The 25,732-nt window shown below is 32.4% G+C and carries 24 protein-coding genes and 1 tRNA gene; 22 read left to right on the forward strand and 3 right to left on the reverse strand.

What is annotated here, in order from left to right; all coding sequences use genetic code 11:
• Positions 1-5 precede the first annotated feature (5 nt).
• The 8 genes from L6651_RS01060 (at position 6) to hslO (ending at position 8,240) form a co-directional block, all read left to right on the forward strand.
• Positions 6-2,660 carry a valine--tRNA ligase gene (locus tag L6651_RS01060; protein WP_237036206.1) on the forward strand — a complete coding sequence of 885 codons (2,655 nt, stop codon included), beginning with the start codon at positions 6-8 and terminating at the stop codon, positions 2,658-2,660.
• A complete protein-coding gene (locus L6651_RS01065) occupies positions 2,650-3,903 on the forward strand; it encodes a bifunctional folylpolyglutamate synthase/dihydrofolate synthase (RefSeq protein ID WP_237036207.1) in 1,254 nt (417 codons plus the stop codon). Before L6651_RS01060 ends, L6651_RS01065 begins: the two co-directional genes overlap by 11 nt.
• 2 nt (positions 3,904-3,905) lie before the next feature.
• Positions 3,906-4,439, forward strand: a complete 534-nt coding sequence (gene hpt / locus L6651_RS01070) for a hypoxanthine phosphoribosyltransferase (protein WP_237036208.1) — start codon at positions 3,906-3,908, stop codon at positions 4,437-4,439.
• Positions 4,432-5,157, forward strand: coding sequence for a class I SAM-dependent DNA methyltransferase (locus L6651_RS01075; protein ID WP_237036209.1), 726 nt, complete (start codon positions 4,432-4,434; stop codon positions 5,155-5,157). Before hpt ends, L6651_RS01075 begins: the two co-directional genes overlap by 8 nt.
• A gap of 156 nt (positions 5,158-5,313) precedes the next feature.
• Positions 5,314-6,171 (forward strand): patatin-like phospholipase family protein, encoded by an 858-nt coding sequence (locus L6651_RS01080; protein WP_237036210.1) that lies wholly within the window; start codon positions 5,314-5,316, stop codon positions 6,169-6,171.
• 18 nt (positions 6,172-6,189) lie between these two features.
• On the forward strand, positions 6,190-6,960 hold the full coding sequence (locus tag L6651_RS01085) for a TVP38/TMEM64 family protein (RefSeq protein ID WP_237036211.1): 771 nt from the start codon (positions 6,190-6,192) through the stop codon (positions 6,958-6,960).
• 107 nt (positions 6,961-7,067) lie between these two features.
• A complete protein-coding gene (locus L6651_RS01090; RefSeq protein ID WP_237036212.1) occupies positions 7,068-7,271 on the forward strand; it encodes a cold-shock protein in 204 nt (67 codons plus the stop codon).
• 87 nt (positions 7,272-7,358) lie between these two features.
• On the forward strand, positions 7,359-8,240 hold the full coding sequence (gene hslO, locus L6651_RS01095) for an Hsp33 family molecular chaperone HslO (RefSeq protein ID WP_237036213.1): 882 nt from the start codon (positions 7,359-7,361) through the stop codon (positions 8,238-8,240).
• Between the two features lie 2 nt (positions 8,241-8,242).
• Here hslO and L6651_RS01100 read toward each other — a convergent pair.
• A tRNA-Arg gene (locus tag L6651_RS01100) sits at positions 8,243-8,318 on the reverse strand.
• An 88-nt stretch (positions 8,319-8,406) separates the two neighbouring features.
• On the opposite strand from L6651_RS01100, the gene L6651_RS01105 reads away from it, so the two are divergent.
• Complete coding sequence (locus tag L6651_RS01105) at positions 8,407-8,736, forward strand: hypothetical protein (protein WP_237036214.1); 330 nt, start codon at positions 8,407-8,409, stop codon at positions 8,734-8,736.
• A 153-nt stretch (positions 8,737-8,889) separates the two neighbouring features.
• A complete protein-coding gene (locus L6651_RS01110; protein WP_237036215.1) occupies positions 8,890-10,068 on the forward strand; it encodes an ISL3 family transposase in 1,179 nt (392 codons plus the stop codon).
• 191 nt (positions 10,069-10,259) lie between these two features.
• Here the strand turns inward: L6651_RS01110 and L6651_RS01115 are convergent, their stop codons facing one another.
• Positions 10,260-12,056: an ATP-dependent helicase gene (locus L6651_RS01115; RefSeq protein ID WP_237036216.1), complete on the reverse strand. Its 1,797-nt coding sequence runs from the start codon at positions 12,054-12,056 to the stop codon at positions 10,260-10,262.
• 47 nt (positions 12,057-12,103) lie between these two features.
• On the opposite strand from L6651_RS01115, the gene L6651_RS01120 reads away from it, so the two are divergent.
• The 7 genes from L6651_RS01120 to smpB all read left to right on the forward strand — a co-directional run bounded on the left by L6651_RS01120 (position 12,104) and on the right by smpB (position 18,577).
• Positions 12,104-12,898, forward strand: a complete 795-nt coding sequence (locus L6651_RS01120) for a nitroreductase family protein (RefSeq protein ID WP_237036217.1) — start codon at positions 12,104-12,106, stop codon at positions 12,896-12,898.
• A gap of 2 nt (positions 12,899-12,900) precedes the next feature.
• Complete coding sequence (locus tag L6651_RS01125; RefSeq protein ID WP_237036218.1) at positions 12,901-13,824, forward strand: tetratricopeptide repeat protein; 924 nt, start codon at positions 12,901-12,903, stop codon at positions 13,822-13,824.
• A gap of 1 nt (position 13,825) precedes the next feature.
• Positions 13,826-14,653: a molybdate ABC transporter substrate-binding protein gene (gene modA / locus L6651_RS01130; protein ID WP_237036219.1), complete on the forward strand. Its 828-nt coding sequence runs from the start codon at positions 13,826-13,828 to the stop codon at positions 14,651-14,653.
• Positions 14,646-15,320: a molybdate ABC transporter permease subunit gene (gene modB / locus L6651_RS01135; protein WP_237036220.1), complete on the forward strand. Its 675-nt coding sequence runs from the start codon at positions 14,646-14,648 to the stop codon at positions 15,318-15,320. The genes modA and modB overlap by 8 nt, the downstream gene beginning before the upstream one ends.
• Complete coding sequence (locus tag L6651_RS01140) at positions 15,320-15,940, forward strand: ATP-binding cassette domain-containing protein (protein WP_237036221.1); 621 nt, start codon at positions 15,320-15,322, stop codon at positions 15,938-15,940. The genes modB and L6651_RS01140 overlap by 1 nt, the downstream gene beginning before the upstream one ends.
• An 80-nt stretch (positions 15,941-16,020) precedes the next feature.
• The gene (rnr, locus tag L6651_RS01145) at positions 16,021-18,153 is read left to right on the forward strand and encodes a ribonuclease R (RefSeq protein ID WP_237036222.1); all 2,133 of its coding nucleotides are present in this window, start codon (positions 16,021-16,023) and stop codon (positions 18,151-18,153) included.
• The gene (smpB, locus tag L6651_RS01150; protein ID WP_237036223.1) at positions 18,131-18,577 is read left to right on the forward strand and encodes an SsrA-binding protein SmpB; all 447 of its coding nucleotides are present in this window, start codon (positions 18,131-18,133) and stop codon (positions 18,575-18,577) included. The genes rnr and smpB overlap by 23 nt, the downstream gene beginning before the upstream one ends.
• Positions 18,578-18,602: 25 nt before the next feature.
• Here the strand turns inward: smpB and L6651_RS01155 are convergent, their stop codons facing one another.
• Positions 18,603-20,354 carry an Rqc2 family fibronectin-binding protein gene (locus tag L6651_RS01155; protein WP_237036224.1) on the reverse strand — a complete coding sequence of 584 codons (1,752 nt, stop codon included), beginning with the start codon at positions 20,352-20,354 and terminating at the stop codon, positions 18,603-18,605.
• A gap of 140 nt (positions 20,355-20,494) precedes the next feature.
• Here L6651_RS01155 and L6651_RS01160 point away from each other — a divergent pair, with 140 nt between their 5' ends.
• From L6651_RS01160 to priA, 5 genes are read left to right on the forward strand one after another with little or no spacing between them, the layout of a single operon-like run.
• Positions 20,495-21,376 carry a YicC/YloC family endoribonuclease gene (locus L6651_RS01160; protein WP_237036225.1) on the forward strand — a complete coding sequence of 294 codons (882 nt, stop codon included), beginning with the start codon at positions 20,495-20,497 and terminating at the stop codon, positions 21,374-21,376.
• A 9-nt stretch (positions 21,377-21,385) separates the two neighbouring features.
• The gene (gene gmk, locus L6651_RS01165; protein WP_237036226.1) at positions 21,386-21,973 is read left to right on the forward strand and encodes a guanylate kinase; all 588 of its coding nucleotides are present in this window, start codon (positions 21,386-21,388) and stop codon (positions 21,971-21,973) included.
• Positions 21,973-22,188 carry a DNA-directed RNA polymerase subunit omega gene (gene rpoZ / locus L6651_RS01170; RefSeq protein WP_237036227.1) on the forward strand — a complete coding sequence of 72 codons (216 nt, stop codon included), beginning with the start codon at positions 21,973-21,975 and terminating at the stop codon, positions 22,186-22,188. Before gmk ends, rpoZ begins: the two co-directional genes overlap by 1 nt.
• Positions 22,181-23,350 carry a bifunctional phosphopantothenoylcysteine decarboxylase/phosphopantothenate--cysteine ligase CoaBC gene (gene coaBC / locus L6651_RS01175; protein ID WP_237036228.1) on the forward strand — a complete coding sequence of 390 codons (1,170 nt, stop codon included), beginning with the start codon at positions 22,181-22,183 and terminating at the stop codon, positions 23,348-23,350. Before rpoZ ends, coaBC begins: the two co-directional genes overlap by 8 nt.
• Entirely contained in the window at positions 23,347-25,728 is a 2,382-nt protein-coding gene (gene priA, locus L6651_RS01180; RefSeq protein ID WP_237036229.1) for a primosomal protein N', read from the forward strand. Before coaBC ends, priA begins: the two co-directional genes overlap by 4 nt.
• Positions 25,729-25,732 lie beyond the last annotated feature (4 nt).

Consider the following 25,732-nt stretch of genomic DNA (forward strand, 5'->3'; position numbering starts at 1 on the left):
ACAGAATGAAAAATTTGGAAAAAACTTATGATCCCAAATCATTTGAAGAAAAAATTTACAAGACTTGGAAGGATAATGGATATTTTAGAGCTGAAGTGGATAAAAACAAAAAGCCTTTTACAATTGTTATGCCACCACCAAATGTTACAGGTGTACTACATTTAGGTCATGCACTAAATAATACATTACAAGATATTCTTATAAGAAGAAAGAGGATGCAAGGTTACAGCGCCCTTTGGATTCCAGGAACGGACCATGCAAGTATTTCAACTGAAATGAAGGTTGTTCATAAGATTGAATCTGAAGGCAAGAGCAAGAAAGATTTAGGAAGAGAAAAGTTTTTAGAAGAAGCTTGGGACTGGACCAGAATTTATGGAGGAAATATAAAGAACCAACTTCAAAAACTTGGTGTGTCATGTGACTGGTCAAGGGAGGCCTTTACACTGGACGAACACCTTTCTGATGCGGTACTAGAAGTATTTATAAAGATGTATAATGAAGGCCTTATATACAGGGGGGACCGTATTGTAAACTGGTGTGTGTCATGTGGTACAGCAGTATCCGATGCGGAAGTTGAACATGTTGATGAAGATGGAAAGCTTTGGCATATAAAATATCCTTTCAAAGATGGGGATGATTATATAGTTATTGCCACCACAAGACCAGAGACAATGCTAGGAGACTTGGCTGTTGCAGTTAATCCTGAGGATGAAAGATATAAAGACATTGTTGGAAAAAAACTAATACTACCACTAGTGGAAAGGGAAATTCCTATAATTGCCGATGATTATGTGGAAATGGAATTTGGTACTGGTATGGTAAAGATTACTCCATCCCACGACCCTAACGACTTTGAAGTTGGAGAAAGACATAATCTTGGTCAATGTATCGTAATAGATGAAACAGGTCATATATCTGAAGGTTATGGAAAATACTCTGGCATGGAGAGAATTGAAGCTAGAAAAGAAATGATAAAGGACCTTGAAGAGCTTGGTCTAATTGAAAAGATTGAAGACCACAATCACGCAGTTGGTCACTGTGAAAGATGTGGAACTGTTATTGAACCTGTTGTATCAAAACAATGGTTCGTTAAAATGGAAAAATTTGCCAAGGAAGCCCTGGAAGCCTATGAAGATGGAAAGCTTAATCTAATTCCAAATAGACTTGGAAAGACCTATGAAAACTGGCTTACTAACACAAGGGATTGGTGTATATCAAGACAACTTTGGTGGGGACACAGAATCCCAGTTTACTATTGTAAAGACTGTGGTGAAGTGACTGTATCTAAGGAGCATGTTGATACTTGTCCAAAGTGTGGAAGTTCAAATGTAGTTCAAGATCCGGACACATTGGACACTTGGTTTTCATCTGCACTATGGCCTTTCTCAACTTTAGGTTGGCCACATAAGACAGAAGATTTAGAATATTTCTTCCCTACAGATGTACTTGTAACAGGATATGACATAATCTTCTTCTGGGTAATAAGAATGGTATTCTCATCAATACACAATATGGGAGAACTTCCATTTAAGGATGTATACTTCACTGGACTTATTCGTGACTCTCAAGGAAGAAAGATGTCTAAGTCACTTAACAACGGTATCGACCCTTTAGAAGTTATTGACAACTACGGTGCAGACGCCCTTAGATTTACCCTTGTAACTGGTAACTCTCCAGGTAATGACATGAGATTTTACATGGAAAGAGTAGAAGCTAATAGAAACTTTGCAAACAAACTTTGGAATGCAACTAGATTTATCTTTATGAATTTAAAAGAAGAAAAGATTAAAAATATTAAAGATGTAAAGTTGGAAGTAGAAGACAAGTGGATAATATCAGAATTAAATAGCCTGATTAAAAATGTGGATCAAAATATTGACAAGTACGAAATAGGACTTGCTGCTGATAAGATATATGACTTTATTTGGAATGAATTCTGTGACTGGTATATTGAACTTGTAAAGCCAAGGCTATACGAAGATGGCAATGAAGAGTCTGAAGTGGCAGCACAGTCAACTTTAATCCATGTGTTAGACAATGTTATAAAACTACTTCATCCATTTATGCCATATATCACAGAGGAAATTTACTCCATCATGCCAAATAAAAAAGATATGTTAATAAATGAAACTTGGCCTGAGTATGACGACTCCTTTAGCTTTGAAAAAGAAGTTGAAGAAATAGAAATCTTAATAGAAACTACAAAGTCAATTAGAAATGCAAGGGCAGAACTGGATATTGCACCAAGCAAAAAGGCAGAGTTATTTATACTAGTTGAAGAAGATGTCGTAAAATCAAAACTTGAAAATATTTCACATCATTTCAAAACAGTTGCTTCTGTTTCAGAAACACACTTTGCAGACAAAGATTTGACTTCAGAAGACTCTATATCAATAGTACAAAATGGATTTAAAGGTTTTATACCTCTTGATGAACTTATTGATTACAATAAGGAGCTTGACAGACTTACTAAGGAACAAGATAGACTAGCTGGAGAAATTAAGAGGGCAGAAGGAAAACTTTCTAACAAAAATTTTGTGGACAAAGCTCCAGAAAAAGTTGTTGCTGAAGAGAGAGAAAAGCTTGAAAAGTATATTTCAATGAAAGAAGAAGTAGATACAGCACTACAAAAAGTGAGAGAAAAGGTAAATGAAATATAAACAAGCTCTTGATTTAATAGAAAATGTTAATTATGGGCATAGTGAGGACTCTTCTAATTTTAAAAGAGTCCTTGCAAAGCTTGAACTTAACATAGATGAAGGAAAAACAATTCAAATCGCTGGCACTAATGGCAAGGGATCCGTTGGAACTTTTTTATCCACGCTTTTAAAAGAACAGGGATATAAGGTAATGCACTTTTCATCTCCCCATTTAGAAAAGTATGAGGAGAGAATAAAAATAGATTTAAAACCAATTTCACAAGAACTTTTAATTAAAAATGTGGAAGAGATTTTAGAAAAAATAACAATCCAAGACTTAAAGAATTTAAATTATTTTGAAGTTTCATTTTTGTTGGCATTAAAGGTATTTGATAATGAAGGGCCTGACTACTTTATTATTGAAACTGGTATTGGTGGAAGATTTGATATAACAAATATCTTTGATTCAAACCTATTAAGTATAATAACTACAATTGACTTTGACCACCAGGATAGGCTTGGAAATACTTTGGAAGACATAGCCTACCACAAGGCTGGAATAATAAAAGATAACGGAAAAGTGATTTCATTTGAGCATAAAGACTTTGTAGATGAAGTTATTTTGAAAGAAGCAAAAACTAAAGATGCAAATATTAAATTTTTGAAATCATCCGACTACTTTGCAAAAGAAATATCACCTGCAGGTTCAAAGTTTCAGTACATGGGTATAGATTTTGAAACGAAGGTTTTAGGAAGTTATCAAATATCAAATATTTGCCTGGCTATTTTAGCCCTTAATGAAATAATTAAGAGTCCAAATATTGAAAAAATAAAATCTGCAGTCAAAGAGCTTTACTTTGAAGGTAGAATGGAAGTCTTGAAAAAAAATCCCCTTATAATAGTGGATGGTGCCCACAACTATGAAGGCATAAGAGCGTTAAAAGAAAATGTTGAAAGGCTTAACTTAAAAGATTTTAATCTCGTTATTGGATCCATGAAGGATAAAGATATTATCTGCCATCTGGAAGATATTATAAAGTTTTCAAAGAGGGTTATAATAACTAAAATCGATTATGAAAGGGCAATGGAGCCAAAAGAGTTTGCCAAGAAGCTCAAAGAGTATAATAAGGAAATTGTAATAACAAAAAGTGTTGAAGAGGCTTGTAACTATATTAGAGATAGAATTTTATCAGAAGAAAAAATAATCATAACCGGTTCCCTTTATTTAATCGGAGAATTTAAAAAAATTTTAAAGGATGAGTAATAATGGAAAATAAAAAAGAAGTTGTACTTTTTAGTCGTGAAGAAATAGCAAAGAGAGTTAAAGAGCTGGGAAGAGAAATAACAGAACATTATAAGGGGGAAGAGGTTATAGTAATCCCTGTTTTAAGGGGAGGATTTGTATTTGCAGCAGACCTTATAAGAGAACTTGAAATTCCAGTTGTTGTCGACTTTGCAATAACTTCATCATATGAGTCGAGAGAGGAAAGCTCAGGACAGGTAAATATAATCAGTGACATTAGAGAAGATATTGAAAATAAACATGTACTAATTGTAGATGATATTATGGACTCTGGTCACACGCTTAAAAATTTAAAGGAAATATTTGGGCATAGAAATCCTAAGACATTAGATGTTTGTGTGCTACTTGATAAGCCAAGCAGAAGACAAGTGGAACTAAAACCAGATTTTAAAGGCTTTGAAATTGAAGATGTATTTATTGTTGGTTATGGTCTGAACTATGGTAAAAACTACAGAAATATTCCTTATATCTTCAGCTGGGAAGATATAGATGTATAATGAGTTTTCAAATGTCTATGATAGACTTGTCTTTGACATCGACTATGAAAACCATAGCAGAATAATAAAGGAAAATGTGGACTTCAAAGAGAATATGAACATCCTTGAAATAGGCATTGGAACGGGAAATATGACAAGGTACTTTATAGAAAATTCAAAAGAGTATTTTGGCCTGGACCCAAGTGTGGAGATGTTAGAAATTGCTTCCAATAAGCTAATAGATTACTCAAATATAAGATATCTAAACATAGGCATAGAGGATTTAGACAGTAAAGACTATTTTGATTTTGCATTTTCTACACTAGACACCATAAACTACTTAAAAGATTATGAGACTGTGAAGAAAAGTTTTGAAAATATTTATAACTCCTTGAAACATGGATCCTACTTTTCTTTTGATGTAAACTCTTTGGACAAAATAGAAAATGTTCTGGGAGACAATAGCTATGTGTATGAATACGAAAATATTTTTTACACATGGCAAAACGAATATGACTTTGAAAATAAAGAAGTCGATATGATACTAGACTTCTTTGTGGAAGAAGAGGGAGTTTATAAAAGAACTACTGAATACCAACATCAAAAATATTATTCTCCTGATATTTTAAAAGAGATGCTTTCAGAAATTGGATTTAATAATTTTAAAATAAAAGACTTTGATACGGGAGAAGATATAGAAGAATTTACTCAGAGAATACTTATAACTTGTCAGAAATAAATTTAAAGGGACACTTAGGTGTCTTTTTATTTTGCAAATTTTTGTAATTGGCATTTGTTTCATTGAAACTATTAAATAATGTTATATAATTAAATTACATATAGAACTGAAAAACGAAATTATTTATCTAGATAAGAATCAGATAGGAATGATGATATGAAATTAGGATTTGTTGATGTAGGTGGAGGAACAAGAGGAATATATGGTGCTGGGGTCTTTGATTATTTGATGGAAGAGGGAATAAGCGGAGATTATTTTATTGGAGTTTCTGCTGGAGCTGCCAATGGAGCCTCCTTTCTTGCAAATCAACGAGGCAGAAATTTTATTTTTTATGATGATTATGCCTTTAGAAAAGAGTACATGAGTATGAAAAACCTAATAAAGAATGGCTCCTATATAGATCTTGATTACGTGTATTACACACTTAGTAAAAAAGATGGAGAGAATCCACTGGATTATAAAATGATGATTGAAAATAAAATGGAGTTTGAAATTGTAGCAACTAATGCAAATACGGGAAAGCCAGTATATTTTAATAAAGCTAATCTTTCACAGGATAACTACGATCCAATTAAAGCTTCTTGCTGTGTACCGGTTTTATGTGAACCATACAATATAGATAACATTCCATACTTTGATGGTGGAATGAGTGATCCAATTCCATATAAGAGAGCATTTAATGCAGGATGTGACAAGGTTATAGTAGTGTTAACCAGGCCAAAAAATTATTTTAGAAACTCAAAAAAGGATAAAAAAATTGCGAGAATTTTAAAAAGAAAATATCCAAAATCTGCACAGGCTCTTAAGAATAGGGCGCAAGTTTACAACAAGTCATTAAAGGAAATTATTGAACTGGAAAAACAAAATAAGATAATTATAGTTTCGCCAGATGATATTTCAAATTTAAAAACGTTGACGCAAGATCATGAAAAACTGGAAAATCTTTATGAAATGGGAAGAAATGACGCAAAGAAATTATTAACTTTGGAAAATATAAATAAGGGTTGTTGTTAAATTTGGAAAGGAAGAATAATGAGTAATTTGAAGGAAAAAATTATTTCTTATAAAAATAAAATTTTTGAAAAAAATGAAGATCTTAACTTTGACGAGTCGGATGTAAAAGTATCGAAGAGAGTACGAAAGATTCAGACCGTTGCTCTGATTTGTTTTGCTTCGGCTATAATAGTTCTTTTACTTACGAGAAGTGGAAATTTCAGTGTCGAATCAATTACTGAAAATGCAAAGGGAAATCCAAGAAAGTCAATAACATCACTTATGTTACTATTTGCAATAAAAAGTTTAACCATTGTAATACCACTTCCATCGCTTTATGTGGCCAGTGGAATATTATTTTCTCCTGCAAAGGCGCTACTTGTAAGTTACTTGGGGCTTACAATAACACTTACCATACCATTTGTACTAGGTAGATGGTCTGGGGCTGAAGAGATGGATTATATAAAAAAGAAATATCCAAAAATAGATAAAGTTATCGAAATGCAAAAGAGAAATGAATTCCTGGCAAACTTTGTAATTAGATTAATTGGCTGGTTTCCATGTGATGTACTGAGTTTTTACTTTGGAGCCTGCAAGACAAATTATATAAAGTACATAACATCATCACTATTAGGATGTTCCATAGGTGTTGTAACAAATACTCTTCTAGGAGATGTTATTTTAAATCCACTTTCATGGCAGTTTATAGTTTTACTTTTAATAAAAATAGCCATATCTGCATCGGTGATTGCAATAACATATCATATGAATAAAAAAAGACGATTAAAAACTAGGGATGAAATAATTTAGGATTCAAAATATAGTTCTTGATATATAGAAAGATATATGATATATTGTAGAAGTACAGTAAATAAAGCTGTTAGTTATTTATTGGTTAATTTTTTTGGAGGAACAAAATGGCAAAAGGCAAAGTAAAATGGTTTAATGCAACTAAAGGATTTGGATTTATTTCTACAGATGAAGGCGAAGACGTTTTCGTTCACTACACTGCTTTAGAAGACAATGGTGAATTCAGAACTTTAGACGAAGGACAAGAAGTTGAATTCGAAGTAGTAGAAGGAACTAAAGGTCCACAAGCTTCTAATGTAGTAAAATTATAATATAAATTTTTTTAGAAGTACAACTTAGCCCCTGCAAAGGGGCTTTTGCATTTTTGAAATAAAATTAATTAAATAAAGGATGATAAAATGGTTCAGCTATATAGATATTTAAATGAAAAAGAGACTTTGAGTTTCTTTATAATAAATTCAAAAGAGCTTGTTGAAGACATGAGACAGGTTCATGAAACTTCTACAACTGCAACTGCAGCTCTAGGGAGGCTTTCAACAATGGCTTCATTAATGGGCTCAGAGATTAAAAACGAAAAAGAAAGAATAATATTAAAAATTCAAGGAGATGGCCCTGCAGGACTACTGGTTTCTGAAATAAATTATAAAGGTGACATTAGATCCTACATTCAAAACCCTAAGATAGACATACCTTCTGTGGAAGGAAAGCCAAAGCTTGATGTTGGTGGCTTTGTAGGTCATAATGGTAATCTAGTTGTAACGAGAGACCTTGGATTTGGACAGCCTTATAATGGCTATACAGAGCTTGTGAATGGAGAAATCGCAGAAGACTTTGCGAAGTACTTCTATTCATCATATCAAATGCCGACGGTGGTTAGTTTAGGTGTGCTTGTTGACGTTGACTACAGTGTAAAGTCAGCAGGAGGACTATTTATTCAAGCTCTTCCAAATTATGATGATGAAGATTTAGATATGCTTGAAAGTGCATTAAAGGACTTTCCTGCAATAAGTTCGCTATTTGTTGAAGAAGAGAATCCACAAGCTGTAATTGAAAAGTATTTTAAAGAGTTTAATCCAAAGTTAGTTGGAGTTGACGAGAGAAGATATAAATGTTCTTGCAATCGTGAAAAGATTGAAAAATTAATAATTTCCCTTGGAGACGAAGAAGTTAAAGAGATTCTTGAAGAAGAGGGAAAAGTTGAAATAAAGTGCAGCTACTGCAATAAGATGTATGAATTTTCAGAAGATGAAGTAAAGGAAATCTATGATAATGTAAAATAAAATGGCGCACCAGAGAGGATTCGAACCCCCAACATGCGGTTCCGGAAACCGATGCTCTATCCCTTGAGCTACTGGTGCGTATAAAATTATTTTATCATAGTGAAAAAATAATTACAGCATTTACGTTTTCGTGATATAATAAGCCTAATAGGGCAAAGGAGATATTATGAGATCGATTTTAGAAATGATAAATGACAATATGGATAAAGTAATAAAAGTTCCGATGTTTTGTGTTTTTGCAATGCTAATTGTGATTGTTGTTTTCTTTTTTATAAAACGTGAAGGAATTGTTAAGTACTTATTTGGACTATTATTACTGGCGGCAGCTATGATTACATTTATTGTAGCTATAACAAATCTTACGGATCCAGTGGCACTATCTATGCTGGAATATTTTGTATTGTCCCTTGCAAGTGGAATAATATCATTATGCACTGCATGGTTTTTAGACATATTTTTTGTGAAAAAGAGAAAGAGAAGACAGCAAAAGGGCTAGAAAATTCTAACCCTTTTTTATTGGAACAAAAGAAACTGTTGGGGGGTATGAATAAACATACCACCTCAACAGTTTTTTAAATAAAAAAATTGCACTTACTCTACAAATCACCTAAAATAAAGTCACCACAACCAAATAAAGGAGGTAAAGTAAGTGCAAATAAATAATATCACAAAGCTTGTGGGAATAAAAGGTTTAGAATTAGAAAAAGTAGAAGAAACAGATGATAAGATAATAATAACAGGTAAATGTAAGAAAAGACCTAAAACATGTCCGTGCTGTGGATCAAAAAAGATAGAAATACATGACCATAGACATCAAAACATTAGAGATTTACCATATAGAGATAAACAAGTAATACTAAAAATAGACGTACGAAGATTTAAATGTAGACAGTGCAATAAAAGATTTACAGAATCTAAACCATTCGTATCAAAACATTGCCAAATAACAACAAGACTCAAAAGAAGAGTATTAGAAGAATTTAAAAATAAAATATCCATCAAAGATATAGCTAAAAAATTTTACATTTCACCCAAAACAGTCTCAAACATAATAGATACCATAGAAATAAAAAGACTAAAACTAGGAGAAGTGCTAAATATAGACGAATTCAAAGGCGACTCCGGAGGAGAAAAGTATCAGACAATAATAGCAGATAGTCAAAATAAAAAGATATTAGACGTACTACCAACAAGGAAATTTGAATACCTAGATAAATACTTCAGTCAAATACCAAAAGAAGAAAAAGATAAAGTAAAAATCTTCGTAAGCGATATGTATAGACCGTATAGAGATATAAAGAAAAAACACTTTCCAAACGCAAAACATCTAATAGACAGATATCACTTCATAAGACAGGTAACATGGGGATTTGAAAACACAAGAATAGCAGAATCAAAAAAGATGAAAAAACAAGAAAGAACACACTTTATGAGAAGTAAATCCCTACTAACAAAACCAATGATAAAACTACACGAAGATGAAAAAATAAAAGTATCAATAATGTTAGAAAGAAACGAAGAAATAAGAAAAGCATACCTAACAAAAGAAACCTTCTACAACCTAGTAATGAAGAGCGAAAACAAAGAGAAAGCACAAAAAAACATACAAGGTTGGATAGAATACCTGTTAAAAGACGGATCCATTAAGTGGAGAGCCTGTTTAACAGCCTTTAAGAACTGGATAGAACCAATATCCAATAGCTTTGACTACGAATTCACCAATGGGTACGTAGAAGGAATGAACAACAAAATAAAAGTATTAAAGAGAATAACATTTGGAATGAAAAATTTCAAAAGATTTAGAAATGGGATATTAGCACTCGAATAATATACATAAATTGAATAAAAGAATTAGCTTTTAGGAAAAATAAGCCTATAGGCTTATTAAGTGAACCTAAAAACAGTTAAAAAGTGACTATTTAGATAGGTCTTTTAAAAGTAAGTGAATAATGATGTATAAATAAGAGGAGATGCCAACTTTATAGGTTAGCATCCCCCAATGGATTCTTTAGAACCTTTTTATTTTGCATTTTTTATCTCTCTTATAAAGACGGAAGGATTGACCTTCTTATACATTCTTTTTTTAGGGACCAATAGAGTTAAGTGTTTCTTAGCTCTTGTTATGGCCACATAAAAAAGTCTTCGCTCTTCTTCGCTGTCAATAACCCTCTCATCATAAATCGGAAACTCACCATCCACCAAGTCGGTTATGATTACATGGTCATACTCTAGTCCCTTTGATTGATGTACTGTGGATACATAGATTGGGTTTTCGTTGGTGGGGTTTATTAGACTCTTACTGTTTATATTTTCAATAAAACACTTTACTTCATGTAGATTTTCGTAATTCTCCGAGAGATTTAAAAGTATTTCTTGAACTAAGTCCAATGAAAAGTTTTCGTAATGCCTTTTTAAATATTCTAAATATCCTGTGTTAAAAAATATTTCTTCAAGCTTTCCCTTTAAATTTAATTTCTTCATCCTATTTAATGAATTGGAAAATTCAACCATAATCTTTTTTTGGTAATCAGGCAGTGAATAATCTAAAATAATTGTCTTAACAATGCCTTCAGAGCTATCGGGAATTATAGAGTAGACATAGTCTTTTCTCAGATATAAATTTAGCTTATAATAAATTCTCTTAAATGCATCCATGTTGTTTTTGTCCATGGAAAGGTCAACTATATCAATTAAGTCTCTTAAAATCTCGTTTAAAATATCAGCTTTAAAGTTTAGCTTCTTGGTGTATTTTACATTATTCTTTTCAAAAAAATTTATAATGCTAATTGCATTAATATTATTTCTAAAAAGTATTCCAAGGGTCTCTCCATCTTTCATATCTTTGATATAGTCTAGTATATATTTATTTTGAACATGTAAATTTTTAACCTTGGCCAATGTAATGGGAAGATTTTGATTGCTATTTGACTTAACATCTTTTAAATATCTATTTTTATTCTTCTGGATAAGAAAGTCTGAGAGGCGTACAATATCATTTGAGGATCTATAATTAACATTTAGGTACATCATGTTGATATCTGGGTATATATTCTGTATGTCAAGGAGATATTTTGGATTGGCTCCCCTAAACCCATATATGGATTGGTCATCGTCAGCTACTATGAAAAGATTATTCTTTGGTTTAGCAATCTCTTCTAATATTTTAAACTGAATCAAAGATGCATCTTGGCCTTCATCCAGTTGAATATACTTATAAAATCTTCTAACTGAATTTAAAACTTTTTCTTCAGATAATAGGATTTTATATGCGAAGGAAAGCATATCATCAAAGTCAATAAAGTGATTTGCCTCTTTAAAGGCGTCGTACTCATTTGCGATTTCTTCAAAATAATTATTGTTTTGGAAATCATAGCCGAGCAAATTATTTTTTACATAGGAGTAATTGGTAAAGAAGGTGTCTAAGTCTTCCTTACTAAGATACCTATTGTGACTTTGGGCGGAGATTCTGTTTACAAGTGCATACTTATTAAATTCGTGACTTCCTTCAATAAGTCTGAAATTTAATTTCATCTCCTTTGCATAGAATCTTATGATGCTATAGCAAAATGCATGTATGGTAGAAAAATTTGGTTTTAAAGATGTATTTAGTCTATAAAACCTACTTTTCATGTCAAGAGCTTGAGTTTTTGAAAAAGTTAGATTTAATATTTGATTATCCTTTATTTTAAAGGTATTATTTAAGTAAACGATTCTATTTAATAGCACAGTGGTTTTTCCCGAACCAGGTACTGCAAGTACCAGTGCGGGACCTTCATTGTGTTCAATGGCATTTTTTTGCTGAATAGATATCTTCATTTAATCACCTGAGTTGATTATAACAGAAAAAATATAACGGAGGAATTATGGACTTAAAAGAATTTTTAGAAAAAAGAAAATCATGCAGAAAGTATGAAGACAGAGAATTAACTTCTCAAGTGTTGGACAAGGTTAAAAAACTTTTAGAAGTTGAAAATGAAAAGGCTTTAAAGCATAATGTGGAATATAAATTATATGGAGATTCTATATATAATGGCCTTGAAGGCGTTGGTGGATATTCAGGAGTTATGATAAAGTCACCTAACTACATTACAATGAACTATAAGGTTAAAGATAAAGAATCTTTAATTTATGGTGCTTATTATTTGGAAGAGATTGTGGGAGAGCTTTCTCAAATGGGTCTTGGAACTTGCTGGATTACACTTTTTGGAGTTGATGAAGAAATTAAGTCAAAAACCTTTGGAACTCAAGACAAAATAGACTTTGTACTTGCGTTTGGTTATCCAGAAAGCAAACCTACTTTTGAAATAGATGAATACTCTGCAAGACATGGTATCGAAGATTTTGTTTACTTTGAAGACTTTGACACACCTTGTACCGTTGAACAACTTTATAGCTATGGTATTGATGAAATATTTTACTACATCAAAAATGCTCCATCAGCATATAACAGTCAACCATGGAGATTTTTAATAAAGGGTGGAAATATTTATCTATACATTGAAGACTTTAAGGGCGATGCAAATTACACAGACTCAGGAATTGTAATGTACTACTATACAAAGATGGCAGAACTTTCAAGCATAGATGCTACATGGCACTTAGATGATGCACCTGAAGTTGAAACTAACTTCAAATACATTGGAAGTACCAATTTCTAAAAATGAATAGATATAGAAGAAGCGATAATTATATTAAATTAGCGCAAAATTTCTATTTAAACGGTGAATACAAAAAATCTGTTGAAGCACTTAATAAGGCTTTAAGGTTTGAAAATACTGAAGAAAAATATATTGAAATATATCTCGACAAGGCTCAAATATATTATGAGGTGAAAAACTATTACAATGCAATAAAAGTTTACAATGTCATAATTGAGAGATTTGGCGAGATTCTTCAGGCATTTTATGGCATAGGGGTTATGTATGACTTTTTAGACGAATTTTATTTAGCTGAGAAGTATTACAAAAAATCCATTGCCATAGATGAAAACTTTAGGGAAGGGTATTTTTTCCTTGCAGATTTATATGACCGTTATGGATTTACGGATAAAGCTATTTGCTATTATAAAAAAACGATTGAAAAATTTCCCAAGGATTATATGGCATATAATAACTTGGGAAGTATTTTTGAGATGCAAAAAAACTATGAAGAGGCTCTAAAATATTTTAAGGCATCGGTTGAATTAAACCCTGATTACTTTAGATCTACATTTAATCTTGGAATAGCATATGAAAGATTAAATAGTGAAGATAAGGCGCTTGAATATTATTACAGGGCCTGTAAATTAAATCCTGAATATCAAGATATTTATCTAAACATATCCGCACTGTATATAAAGCAGAAAAAATTCATGGAGAGTTTAGAAATACTCACTGAAGGAATTTCATATGCTGAAAACACCTACAATCTTTATTACAACAGAGCCTGTGTATATTTAAAGGTTGGAGAAGAGGAGAAGAGCTTTAACGATTTAGAAAATGCTGTTAAAGAAAACCCGAAGCTAATTGATTATTTAAAAGTAGACGAAGATTTTAAGAGCTACAGGAAAGATGAACGATATTTAAAAATAATAGGAAGGGATTAAAATGAAAAATATTAAAAAAATACTTTTATTTACACTATGTTTATCAATTTTAACATTTACTGCTTCATGTAATAAGGGAAATGTTGACGAAACAAAAAATGGACAAATTGAAGACACTTCAAAGGAAACTGAGCAAACTTCAGGTGGAGAAATTTTAGTAGGTGCAGCAGCTAGTTTAACTGATGCAATGAATGAAATCAAACCTATATTTGAAGAAAAAGAAAACTGCACATTGAACTTTACTTATGCGGCAAGTGGAACACTTCAAAAACAAATTGAAGAAGATGGTGGAATAGATGTATTTATCTCTGCCAGCGAAGCAAAGATGAATGCAGTTAACGAAAAGGATTTAATGGTTAAGGAATCCATATTTCCTCTATTAAAAAATAAACTTGTACTTATTAAGAACAAAGAAGCTAATGAAGATATTAATATGGAGAACTTTATTGAAAAGTCAAATAAGATTGCCATTGGTCAACCAGATGTAGTTCCTGCAGGACAATATGCAAAACAAAGTTTGGAAAGTTTAAATCTTTGGGAAAGTGGACAAGAAAAATTTGTTTTTGCAAAGGATGTTAGAGCGGTACTTGCATATGTATCTACAGGTGAATGTGAATCAGGTTTTGTATATAAGTCAGATGCTGTTATAGACGACAATGTTGAAATAGCTGAAGAAGTTAAAGATGATGTACATGACGATATAGTATATCCTGGTGGAATTGTAAAATCTACAAAGAACCAAGAGCTTGCACAAAAGTTTTTAGATTTCTTAAAAGAAAGTGAAGCAAAAGATATACTAACAAAGTACGGATTTGAAGTAAATGAATAGAGCTGAAATCATGGCGCCAATATTACTATCTTTAAAAATTGCTGTTATTTCAACTTTTATAACGCTTATTTTAGGTTTGATATTGGCGTATGTATTCACTAAACATGAATTTTTATTTAAGGACGGCTTAGAAGTTATACTAACTCTGCCAATGACATTGCCACCTACCATAATGGGTTATATCCTATTACTTTTATTTAGCAGGAAGGGGCCAATAGGAAGGATTCTCTACAATGCATTTGATATAAATGTAATTTTCACCTGGGTGGCTGGTTGTATTGCGGCGGTGGTTGTATCACTTCCACTTATGTATCAAAGTATAAAATCATCTTTTCTAAGTACTGATCCAGTTTATGAAAATGTGGCAAGGACTCTAGGTAAATCGGAGTTTGAAATTTTTACAAAGGTGACCATACCCTTGGCTCTTCCGGGAATCGTAAGTGGAATTGTACTGAGTTTTTCAAGGGCCATAGGTGAGTTTGGTGCAACTTTAATGGTTGCGGGAAATATTCCAGGTAAAACTGAGACCATACCACTTGCCATCTTTTATGCAGTTGAGTCAAATAATAGACAAAAGGCAAATCTACTAATGGCGATCGTAATAGGCTTTAGCTTCATAAATATATATCTACTAAACAAGTGGATAAAGAAAAGGAAGGTAAATTGATGCTCTCTGTTGACATTGAAAAACAATTAGAGTTATTTAAATTGGATTTAAAATTTGATATTGAAAAAGAAGTTTTAGCAATTCAAGGTGCTTCAGGAAGCGGAAAGACAACAATATTAAATATAATTTCTGGACTTGTGAAAGCAGATAGAGCAGAAATATCCAATGGAGATACTATTTTAGAGTCAACGGAAAAAAATATCTATCTCCCATCAAGAAAGAGAGATTTAGGGTACATGTTTCAAAACTATGGACTTTTTCCACATCTAAGCGTTGAGAAAAATATTAAATTTGCAATGAAGGATAGAGAGATTTATGAAGACCTTCTAGATGTATTAAGACTTAGAGATTTACTTAAGAGATATCCTTCCGATATATCCGGTGGTGAGAAGCAAAGGGTTGCACTTTTAAGAACTTTAGTAACAAAGCCCAAAGTTTTATTAATGGACGAACCATTTAGTGCCCTGGACGCTGAACTAAAAGAAAAATTATATCCAAGCTTTAGTGAATTAATAAAAAGTTTAAACATACCAGTTTTAATTATCACCCATGATAATGATGAAGCCAACTTTTTAGCAGATAATATAATTCACATCGATAAAGGTAAAATAACAGCTTAAATGCTGTTATTTTATTTTTAACGATGACATTTTCTTTGATTTGGTATAATGGATATAAAGAGTGAAAGCAGGAGGTAAAAATGAGAATAAAAGAAAGAATATTAGAATATATTTCATCAGAGGACTACATGCCAAGAACTTCTGAAGAGCTATGTATGATTTTTGATATAGAGCCTAAGGGAAGAAGGGACTTTGTGAATGTTTTGAAGGTTCTCGAAAAAGAGGGCTTGCTAATAACAACTGCAAAGGGCAAGTATATGCTTCCTGCAAGTGAAAATCTATTTAGAGGTGTTCTTGAAGGTAATAAGGCGGGCTTTGCATACTTTATAGAAGAACATGGTATTATAGATGATGTTTTCATTCCAAGGGATGATTTAAATAAAGCATGGCATCAAGATAAGGTTCTAATAAAAGTTACAAAAAAAGCCGAAGCAGACAAAAAGGCAGAGGGCGAAGTTGTAAAGATAATAGAAAAAAATAAAAAGCCAATAATAGGAACTTATATTCAAGGTAAAAACTTTGGTTTTGTTGTTCCCGATGACACTAGATATGGCTTTGACCTATTCATTAGCAAGGGCGACCGAAACGGCGCCAAGACCAACGATAAAGTTGTTGCAAGGATAAAGGAAAGAAAACCTAAGGGAAAGAATCCAGAAGCCATAGTGACAAATATAATTGGAAATATAAATGAAAAGGGCGTGGACATTACATCCATCGTAATGGAATTTGATTTACCCTTTGAATTTTCTAAAAAAGTGCAAGATAGGGCAAGGGAAATTGAAACGGAAGTGGACTCGAAAGAAGTTGAAGAGAGAACTGACTTTAGAGATCTCTTCACAGTTACAATTGATGGAGCTACTGCAAAAGATTTTGATGATGCCATATCCATTGATAAGAAAGACGATAACTATTTGCTCTATGTTCATATTGCAGATGTTGCCCACTATGTGGCGAAAGGCTCTGCACTGGACAAAGAGGCCTATAGAAGAGGAAACTCAGTTTATTTATTAGACAGAGTTATTCCAATGCTACCAAAGGAATTATCCAATGGTATTTGTAGTTTAAACCCAGGAGTGGATAGACTTTCCATGACTGTAAAAATGGAAATTAATAAGAGGGGAAAGGTAGTTGACTACAAGTTTTATGAATCGGTTATAAACTCTGATTACAGATTAATTTACACAAATGTTTCCGACATCATTGAAGGTGAGCAAGATATTTACGAAGATGATTTATTAAAGGAAAAACTTTTAATGATGAATGAGCTATTTGAAATTCTTAAAGAAAAGAGGGAGAGAAGGGGAAGTATAGATTTTAACTTCACCGATCCTGAAATAATTCTTGGTCACGACGGAAAGCCAATAGATATTGTGCAGGAAGAGAGAAGGGTTGCAAATAGAATTATTGAAGAGTTTATGATTGTGACAAACGAAACCGTAGGAAGTCACTTTGGATTTATGGAAGAGCCGTTTATATATAGAATTCATGAAGATCCTTCGGAAACGAAGGTGGAAGAACTAAGAAAAATGATTAAAAAATTTGGTTACTCCATTAAAGGTCAGGACATTCATCCAAAGGACTATGAGTCAATAATAAACGAAGTTAAGGGAAAGCCAGAAGAGCCGCTTATTTCAATGATGCTTTTAAGATCCATGTCAAAGGCGGAGTACTCTCCTGATCCACAGCCGCATTTTGGTTTAGCAAGCATGTTCTATACTCACTTCACTTCTCCTATTAGAAGGTATCCAGACCTATTTATACACAGAATACTCAAAAACTTTTTGAGAAATAAAAAGAATACTAATAATATGAATGAGTATATGAAGTTCTTAAACGATGTGAGTAAGCACTGCTCAATGACTGAGAGAAGAGCTGAAGATGCTGAACGTGAAGTTGTAAATATGAAAATGGCAGAGTATATGGAGGACAACATCGGCAAGAGATTTGACGGTGTAATATCGGGGCTTACTAAGTTTGGTATATTTGTAAGACTTGATAATGGTGTTGAAGGTCTTGTGTCCTTTGTAAACATGACCGATGATTATTACAATTTCAATGAAGAGGCCTTTATAGTCGTTGGAGAGACAAGAAATAGAATATATAATCTGGGACAAAAGGTTCGAGTACAAGTAATAGATGCAAGTAGAATTAAGAGACAAATAGATTTTAAATTTGTAAATGGTGATAAAGATGGCAAAAATACTAACGAATAATAAGAAGGCAAGACATGAATATTTTATAGAGCAGGAGTATGAAGCGGGAATAGCTCTTAAAGGGACAGAGGTAAAGTCCCTAAGACTTGGCAAGGCATCTGTTACAGAAGCCTTTTGTCAAATAAGAAATGGTGAAGTTTTTATATATGGAATGCATATTAGCCCCTATGAACAGGGAAATAGAAACAATGTGGATCCATTAAGAACAAGAAAGTTACTTCTTCATAGACGAGAGATAAATAAACTTATTGGTGCAACAAAAGAAAAGGGATATACAATAATCCCGCTATCCGTATATTTGAAAAACGGACTTGTCAAAGTTAAGATTGGCCTTGCAAAGGGTAAGAAACTTCACGACAAGAGAGAGACAATAGCAAAGAGAGATTCTGACAGAAGAATACAACAGGCTTTAAGACGAAGATAAAGAAAACCTCCTTGAAAAAGGAGGTTTAAATCTCTTTAAATATTTGAAAATCAAATTCTTTCGGATTTACAAAAACAGTATTAAAATCATCGTAGTAGACCATGCCAGGCTTTGCACCCTTGGCCTTTCTAACATTTTTCTTTTCAGTATAATCCACAGCGACGTTTTGTTCATTTGAAACAGAGGAGTACTTAGCGGCTAAAAGGCATCCGTCAAGAATATCTTCTTCGGTAATGTTGTCATTTCTTAAAATCACATGGGAACCTGGAACGTCCTTAACATGGATAAAGATGTCCTCTTTATTTGCAAGTTTCAAAGTGATGTAGTCGTTTTGATAATTATTTTTTCCCACATAAAAATGCTTATCCCTCTCGTTTACAAAGTGATGAGGTGTGGAAGGTTTTGAAGATTTATTTTTGTCTTTATTTTTTGTTTTGCCCTTGCTAATATAACCACCACTTGAAAGCTCAGACCTAATCTCCATAACTTCTGAATCGGTTTCAACTTTTTTTAAACTGTCTAACACCTGCTCAAAATATTTTATATCATCTTTAAGTAGGGGAATTTGTTTCTTTAAAAGATTTTCTGAAGTTTTTAACTTGCTAAATTTTTTATAGTAAAATTGTGCATTCTCCCAAGGGGATTTTTTTACATCAAGGGGAATTTCGATGTTAGAAAGTTCAGCATCGTAAAAGTTCTGAAGCGTTATGCTCTTTAAGCCTCTGTCCATATTATGAACATTTGCAGAGATTATATCTGCATAAACCTTATATTTTTCTCTATCACTAGCTTTTTCTCTTTCGTCTAAAAGTTTAACCAATTTATTCCTATCTTTTTCTAAAAGATGAGAGACCTTCTTTGAAAGACTTGAAACTTTTTGTGACACCTTATCTGAAACAAAGGTTTCGCTAAAATAATTTTCGCATGCAGTTGACATGCTATCTTCAATCTTAGGTTCTACATTTAAATAATTTAATTTTAAACAGTGAAAGTCAAGTAGCTTTCCAGTTTCATCACGATATGTTGCGTAAGTATAATCATCTGAAAGAATTCTATCTGAAATTTCATTAAATGAATTATCAATTCTTCCTAGCTCCTCAGAATTTAATTCCTTAGCTTTTTTATTTTTGTCAACATTTGACTCATAAAGAATTTCATCTGTAATCTGTGGGGAAAACCCGGTGTAATTCATATAGAAAAATCTTGCCATCTTTATATCTTTTTCCATATTGGAAATTATTTGGGATGGAAGTTTGTTTTCCTTTGTAATATCCACCTTGTCATCTTCGATATAGGAATAGCTTAGTCCTGGAAGAAGTTGACGCACTCTAGAAAGATCTTCCGTAACCCTTGTGATGGAATCTAAAATATTAAACTCTTCTCTAAGAATAATGTTGGAATACTTTCCCATAACTTCTATGGTCAAAGTCTTCGTAACTAAATCACCAAGTTCATTCATTGATGATATATTTATATCCAAAACCCTGTCTAGACCCTTTTGTTCGATTGACTCTATAACTCCATTTTGCAAATGCTTTCTTAAAAGCATGCAAAAGTTTGGTGCCTTAATGGGGTTTTCTTTAATTTCATTTGAAAGGTAAAACCCAGGGCGATTACTAGAAGCATCTAATAATAATTTGTAATTATTTTTTCTATTATAAATTTGTAGCAAGATAGTTCTATTTTCCGGCTGGTTAATTCGATTCACCTTTCCACCGATTAATTTATCATTAAGTTCTTTGACTACTGCCCTTGTTACAATTCCGTCAAAACTCATAATTACCTCCAATCTATACTAATAAATTATACCATAGTAAAACTTTCATGAATAATGCAAGAAAATTGTTACGAAAATGTAACATATTATTGAATTAGCCTTGACATTGTTATAGAATGAGAAGAAAGAAGAGGTGGATTATGATATATTCAATGACTGGTTTCGGAAGATCATCCATAGAAGACAATAGCTATGGAGTATCGGTAGAAATAAAAACGGTAAATAATAAATATTTAGATGTGCAAGTTAAAAATCCCAACTTTTTAAATTTTTTAGAAGAGGATATTAAAAAAACTGTAAGAAAAAAATTGGACCGAGGACGTGCAGATGTCTTTATAAGATGTCAAAAGAAAGAATCCAACATTTCGAAGATGTATTTTGATTCCAACTTAGTTTCAAACTATATTGAAGCGGTAAAAGATTTAGAAAAATCACTGGACCATGACTTTAAATTAAAACTTTCAGACATAATGCAACTGGAAGGGGCTTTGCAAATAGAAGAAAGCGAAGAAGATGAAAAGTATTTAAAAGAACTTATTCTTTCACAAGTTGAAAATGCTCTTGAACTTTTAATCCAAATGAGAAGAAAAGAGGGAGAGAATATATCTGAAATTATTAAAACTCAACTTGATGAAATGAAAAGAATTGTAAAGGAAATAAAAGAACTTGCAAAGTCTTCCCATGACGAATACAAAGATTCTTTAATTAAAAAGCTTCAAGAGATAAATGACGAAGATTTGAAACTGGACATGGATAGAATCTATTTAGAGGTTGCTCTATATGGAGAAAGGTCTGACATTACTGAGGAGATAGTTAGACTAAACTCACACATTGATCAATTTTTACTTACCCTTGAGTCAAATGAGCCGAAGGGACGTAAGCTGGACTTTATTGTTCAAGAGATGAATAGAGAGGTTAATACAATATCATCAAAATCTCCAAACAAGAGGATTGTACAAAATTGCATTGAGTTAAAATCAATTATAGAAAAGATTAGAGAACAAATACAAAATATTGAGTAGGAGGGCAATATGAGAGATGGTTTTTTAATGGTTATTTCAGGACCTTCAGGAGTTGGTAAGGGAACTGTATGTGAAGCTCTAAGAGCAAAGAGAGATGATATTAAGTACTCTATATCAGCAACGACAAGAAAGAAGCGTCCCGGAGAAGTTGACGGAGAAAACTATTATTTTTTATCTCTAGATGAATTTAAGGAAAAGGTAAAGAGGGATGAATTTATAGAACATGCAAAGGTTCATAATAATTTTTATGGGACACCAAGGGCCTATGTGGAAGAAAATATAGGAAAGGGCAATATTGTAATTCTTGAAATAGATGTTCAAGGTGCTTTGCAAGTAAAGAAAAATTTCCCAGGTGCAGTTTATATTTTCTTACTTCCTCCAAACTTAGAAGAATTGAGATCTAGAATTACAAAAAGAGCCACAGAGGACGAAGAAACCATTAATTTGAGAATGCATAATGCGGAAAAAGAACTTTCTTTTATAGATAAATACGACTATGCGGTTGTCAACGATGAAGTTGATGACACAGTTTATAAAATACAATGTATTATTGAAGCAGAAAAATTAAAAGCGACATATTTAGGAGGTATGAAATAATGATAAATCCATCATTTAAAGAATTAGAGAGAATTTCAGGAAGTAGATATGCAATTTGTGTAATTGCATCAAAGAGAGCAAGAAGAATCATTGACGGTTCTGAACCAATGGTAAAATCAAAGACAACAAATCCTGTTACAACAGCAATTTCTGAAATTATGGAAGGAAAAGTAACTTACAATGTAGATAGCGAAGAAGAAAAAAAGGATGAATAATGAAAAAAAGATTTTGCTTGGAATCACAAGCGGAATAGCAATTTATAAGGTAGTAGACCTTTGTTCACGACTTGTTAAGGCAGGGTATGAAATTGAAATAATAATGACTGAAAATGCTACCAAGATGATTTCACCCCTTGTTTTTGAAACCATTAGTAGGGGCAAGGTTCACACAGATATGTTTCACAGTGGTCATCATGAAGAGGTTGAACACATTGAGATGGCTAGGAGGGCAGATTTATTTTTAATTGCTCCAACAACTGTAAACACATTGGCAAAGATTGCAAATGGAATTGGAGACAACTTACTAACTTCTACGGTATTAGCATATGACAAGACAGTTATGCTTGCCCTTTCCGCTAATACAAAGATGATTGAAAATCCAGCAACAATAGAAAATATAAATAAATTGCAGGATAGAAATTTTGAATTTATCAACTCTAAGTCTGGAATGCTTGCTTGTAACAACATTGGTAATGGAAGACTTGCAGAGCCAGAAGAGATATTTGAAAGAGTTGAAGACTACTTTGTTGAAAAGGACCTAAAGGGAAAAAATATAATTGTTACAGCGGGGCCAACTAGGGAAGATGTTGACCCGGTAAGGTATATCACCAATCGTTCCAGTGGAAAGATGGGCTTTGCAATTGCAAAAAAAGCATTTCAAAGAGGAGCTAATGTAACACTGATACATGGGGACTGCAAAGTGAGCCCTCCATATGGACCAGAAAACATAAGAATAAATTATAACCACGAACTTAAAAGTGAAATAGAAAAGAGATTTGATGATGCTGACTGCTTGATTATGGCGGCGGCACCATGTGATTTTAGAGTTGAAAAATATTCGGAAAATAAAATTAAGACAAAGAATAACTTAATACTTAACTTAGTTGAAAATGAAGATATTTTAAAATACTTTGGTGAAAAGAAAAAAGAACAGATGGTAATTGGATTTGCGGCAGAGACATTTGATTTACATGAAAATGCATTAAAGAAATTAGAATCAAAAAATTGCGATTACATTATTGCAAATGACGTTTCAAGTTCCACATCAGGCTTTGATGTGGATGATAACAAGGTTTCGATAATTTCAAGAGAAGATACAATTGACATGCCACTAATGCCGAAAATCCAAGTAGCAGATGAAATTTTAGATTTAATATGATAGTAAATATTGTTTTAGAAAATAAGACTAGAGTGCTGGACCGATTATTCAGTTACAGCGTTCCAAAAGAACTACAATCAAATATAAAAAGAGGACTAAGAGTTATAGTTCCATTTGGAAGGGGCAACTCAAAAAAACTTGGAATAGTTGTGGAAATTGCAGATAGTCCACTGGTTGATGTGAAGTTAAAGGAAATCTTTAAACTTGTGGACCACGAACCAATTATTTCTGAAGAACTTATAGACCTTGCTCTTTTTATGAGGGATAGATATCTTTCAGATTTATCCTCTGCATTCCAAAGAGTTTTGCCTCCTGGGAATTGGAAGGACTTGGAAAAGTTAATTTATCTAAATGAGGAAACTGAAGACAAGGATATTTCCTTTTTTTTTCAAAGACCAAGGGAGTATAAATCGGCAGTAGAGAGATTTGATGAAGATATAATTAATAGGTTAATTGATGAAGGCGTTTTAAAAGAAAAATATGATATTAAAGGAAGAATTAAGCCGAATTTAGTAGAGTATTACACAATAAATAAAAAGGTTGAAGTAGAAAATAAATTAAAAAATGCACCGGCTCAAGAAAAAATCTTTGAATTTATTTTAGAAAATGGTCCAGTGGATAAAAAAACAATTTTAATGGAGACAAATTCATCCCTATCCAGTTTAAAAGGTCTTGTAGAAAAAGGACTAGTTTCCTCTGAACTTAAAAATGAATTTACAAAAGTTACAAGAGATTATAAAAAATATTCCAAAATATCACTCAACAATGAACAGCAAATTGTTTTAAAATCCATTCTAGATGGAGATAAAAACAAATTTTTAATTCATGGAATTACGGGGAGCGGAAAGACGGAAATTTATCTTCAAATAGTTGAAGAAATGTTAAACCAAGGTAAATCATGTATTATTTTGGTTCCAGAAATTTCATTAACACCACAGACCATACTTCGTTTTTCAGGAAGATTTCCTGGCAAAGTTGCTGTGCTTCATTCCAAATTAAATCAAAGGGAAAAACTTGAACAATGGCAACAAATAAAAAATAATACATTTCCCATAGTTATTGGTGCGAGATCTGCAATATTTGCGCCGGTAGATAATCTTGGTGCAATTATCATAGACGAGGAGCATGATCAAAGTTATATTTCAGATATGAATCCAAAGTATGTTACCAGGGAAGTTGGGGAGTTTTTAAGTGAAAAACTTAATGCAAAACTAGTTCTTGGATCGGCAACGCCTTCCATTGAGTCCTATTACTTGGGTGAACAAAAAGATTATGAAATTTTAAATATAAAAAATAGGGCAACTGCAGGAGTATTGCCAAAGGTAAATATAATCGATATGAGAGAAGAACTTAAAAAGGGAAATACTTCTGTGGTTGGAGAAAAACTCCATGATGCAATTGTAAATAATTTGGAAAATAAGAAGCAGACACTTTTGTTTTTGAATAAGAGAGGCCACACTTCATATGTATTTTGTAGAAGATGTGGATATGTAATGAACTGTGACTCCTGCGATGTTTCAATGACTTATCACAAGTACAATAATATTTTGTTATGTCATCAATGTGGAAGGACTAAAAAGAAACCAGAGATTTGTCCAAATTGTGGAAGTAAGTATATAAGAGAGTTTGGTGCGGGAACAGAAAAGCTTGAAGAGTATTGCTATGAAAATTTTCCCGATGCAAAAATATTTAGAATGGATGCAGATACCGTAAGAACAAGACAAGAGTATTTAAATGTATTTGACAGGATGAACCAAGGTAAGATAGATATACTCATTGGAACTCAAATGATAACTAAGGGATTTGACTTTCCAAATGTGACACTTGTAGGTGTTATAGCTGCAGACCTAAGTTTAAATGTTGGAAGTTATAAGGCAACAGAGACAACATTTCAGCTATTAACACAAGTTTCTGGTAGAGCGGGAAGGGGAGACTATGCTGGTGAAGTTTTCATCCAAACCTATAAGCCGGAAAATTATTCTATTGAAGCCAGCAAGAACCATGACTTTATAGATTTTTATAACATGGAGATTGAACATAGAAAACTGTTTAAGTATCCTCCATTTTATACTGTTTTTTGCATTAATATTTCAGGGAATCAGCGCATTGCAACGAGACAAAAGCTATTTGAATTACAACAGCACATTCAAGCTGAATTAAGAGAGAATAATATAAAGGAGATTGAGATTATCGGACCAAATCCTAGTCCAATCTCTAGAATTAACAATAGATATAGATTTTATACTTTTTATAAATACAGAGAAGAAAATAAAAAGATTAAGGAAATTTTCAAATCCATATTAGTAGATAACAAATACAATGTGGATTTACAGGGATACAAGTTGAGCCTAACTTTTAATCCGACAAATTTTATCTAAGGAG

The sequence above is a fragment of the Mediannikoviicoccus vaginalis genome (genome assembly GCF_928097925.1).
GTDB classification, from domain to species: Bacteria; Bacillota; Clostridia; order Tissierellales; family Peptoniphilaceae; genus Mediannikoviicoccus; species Mediannikoviicoccus vaginalis.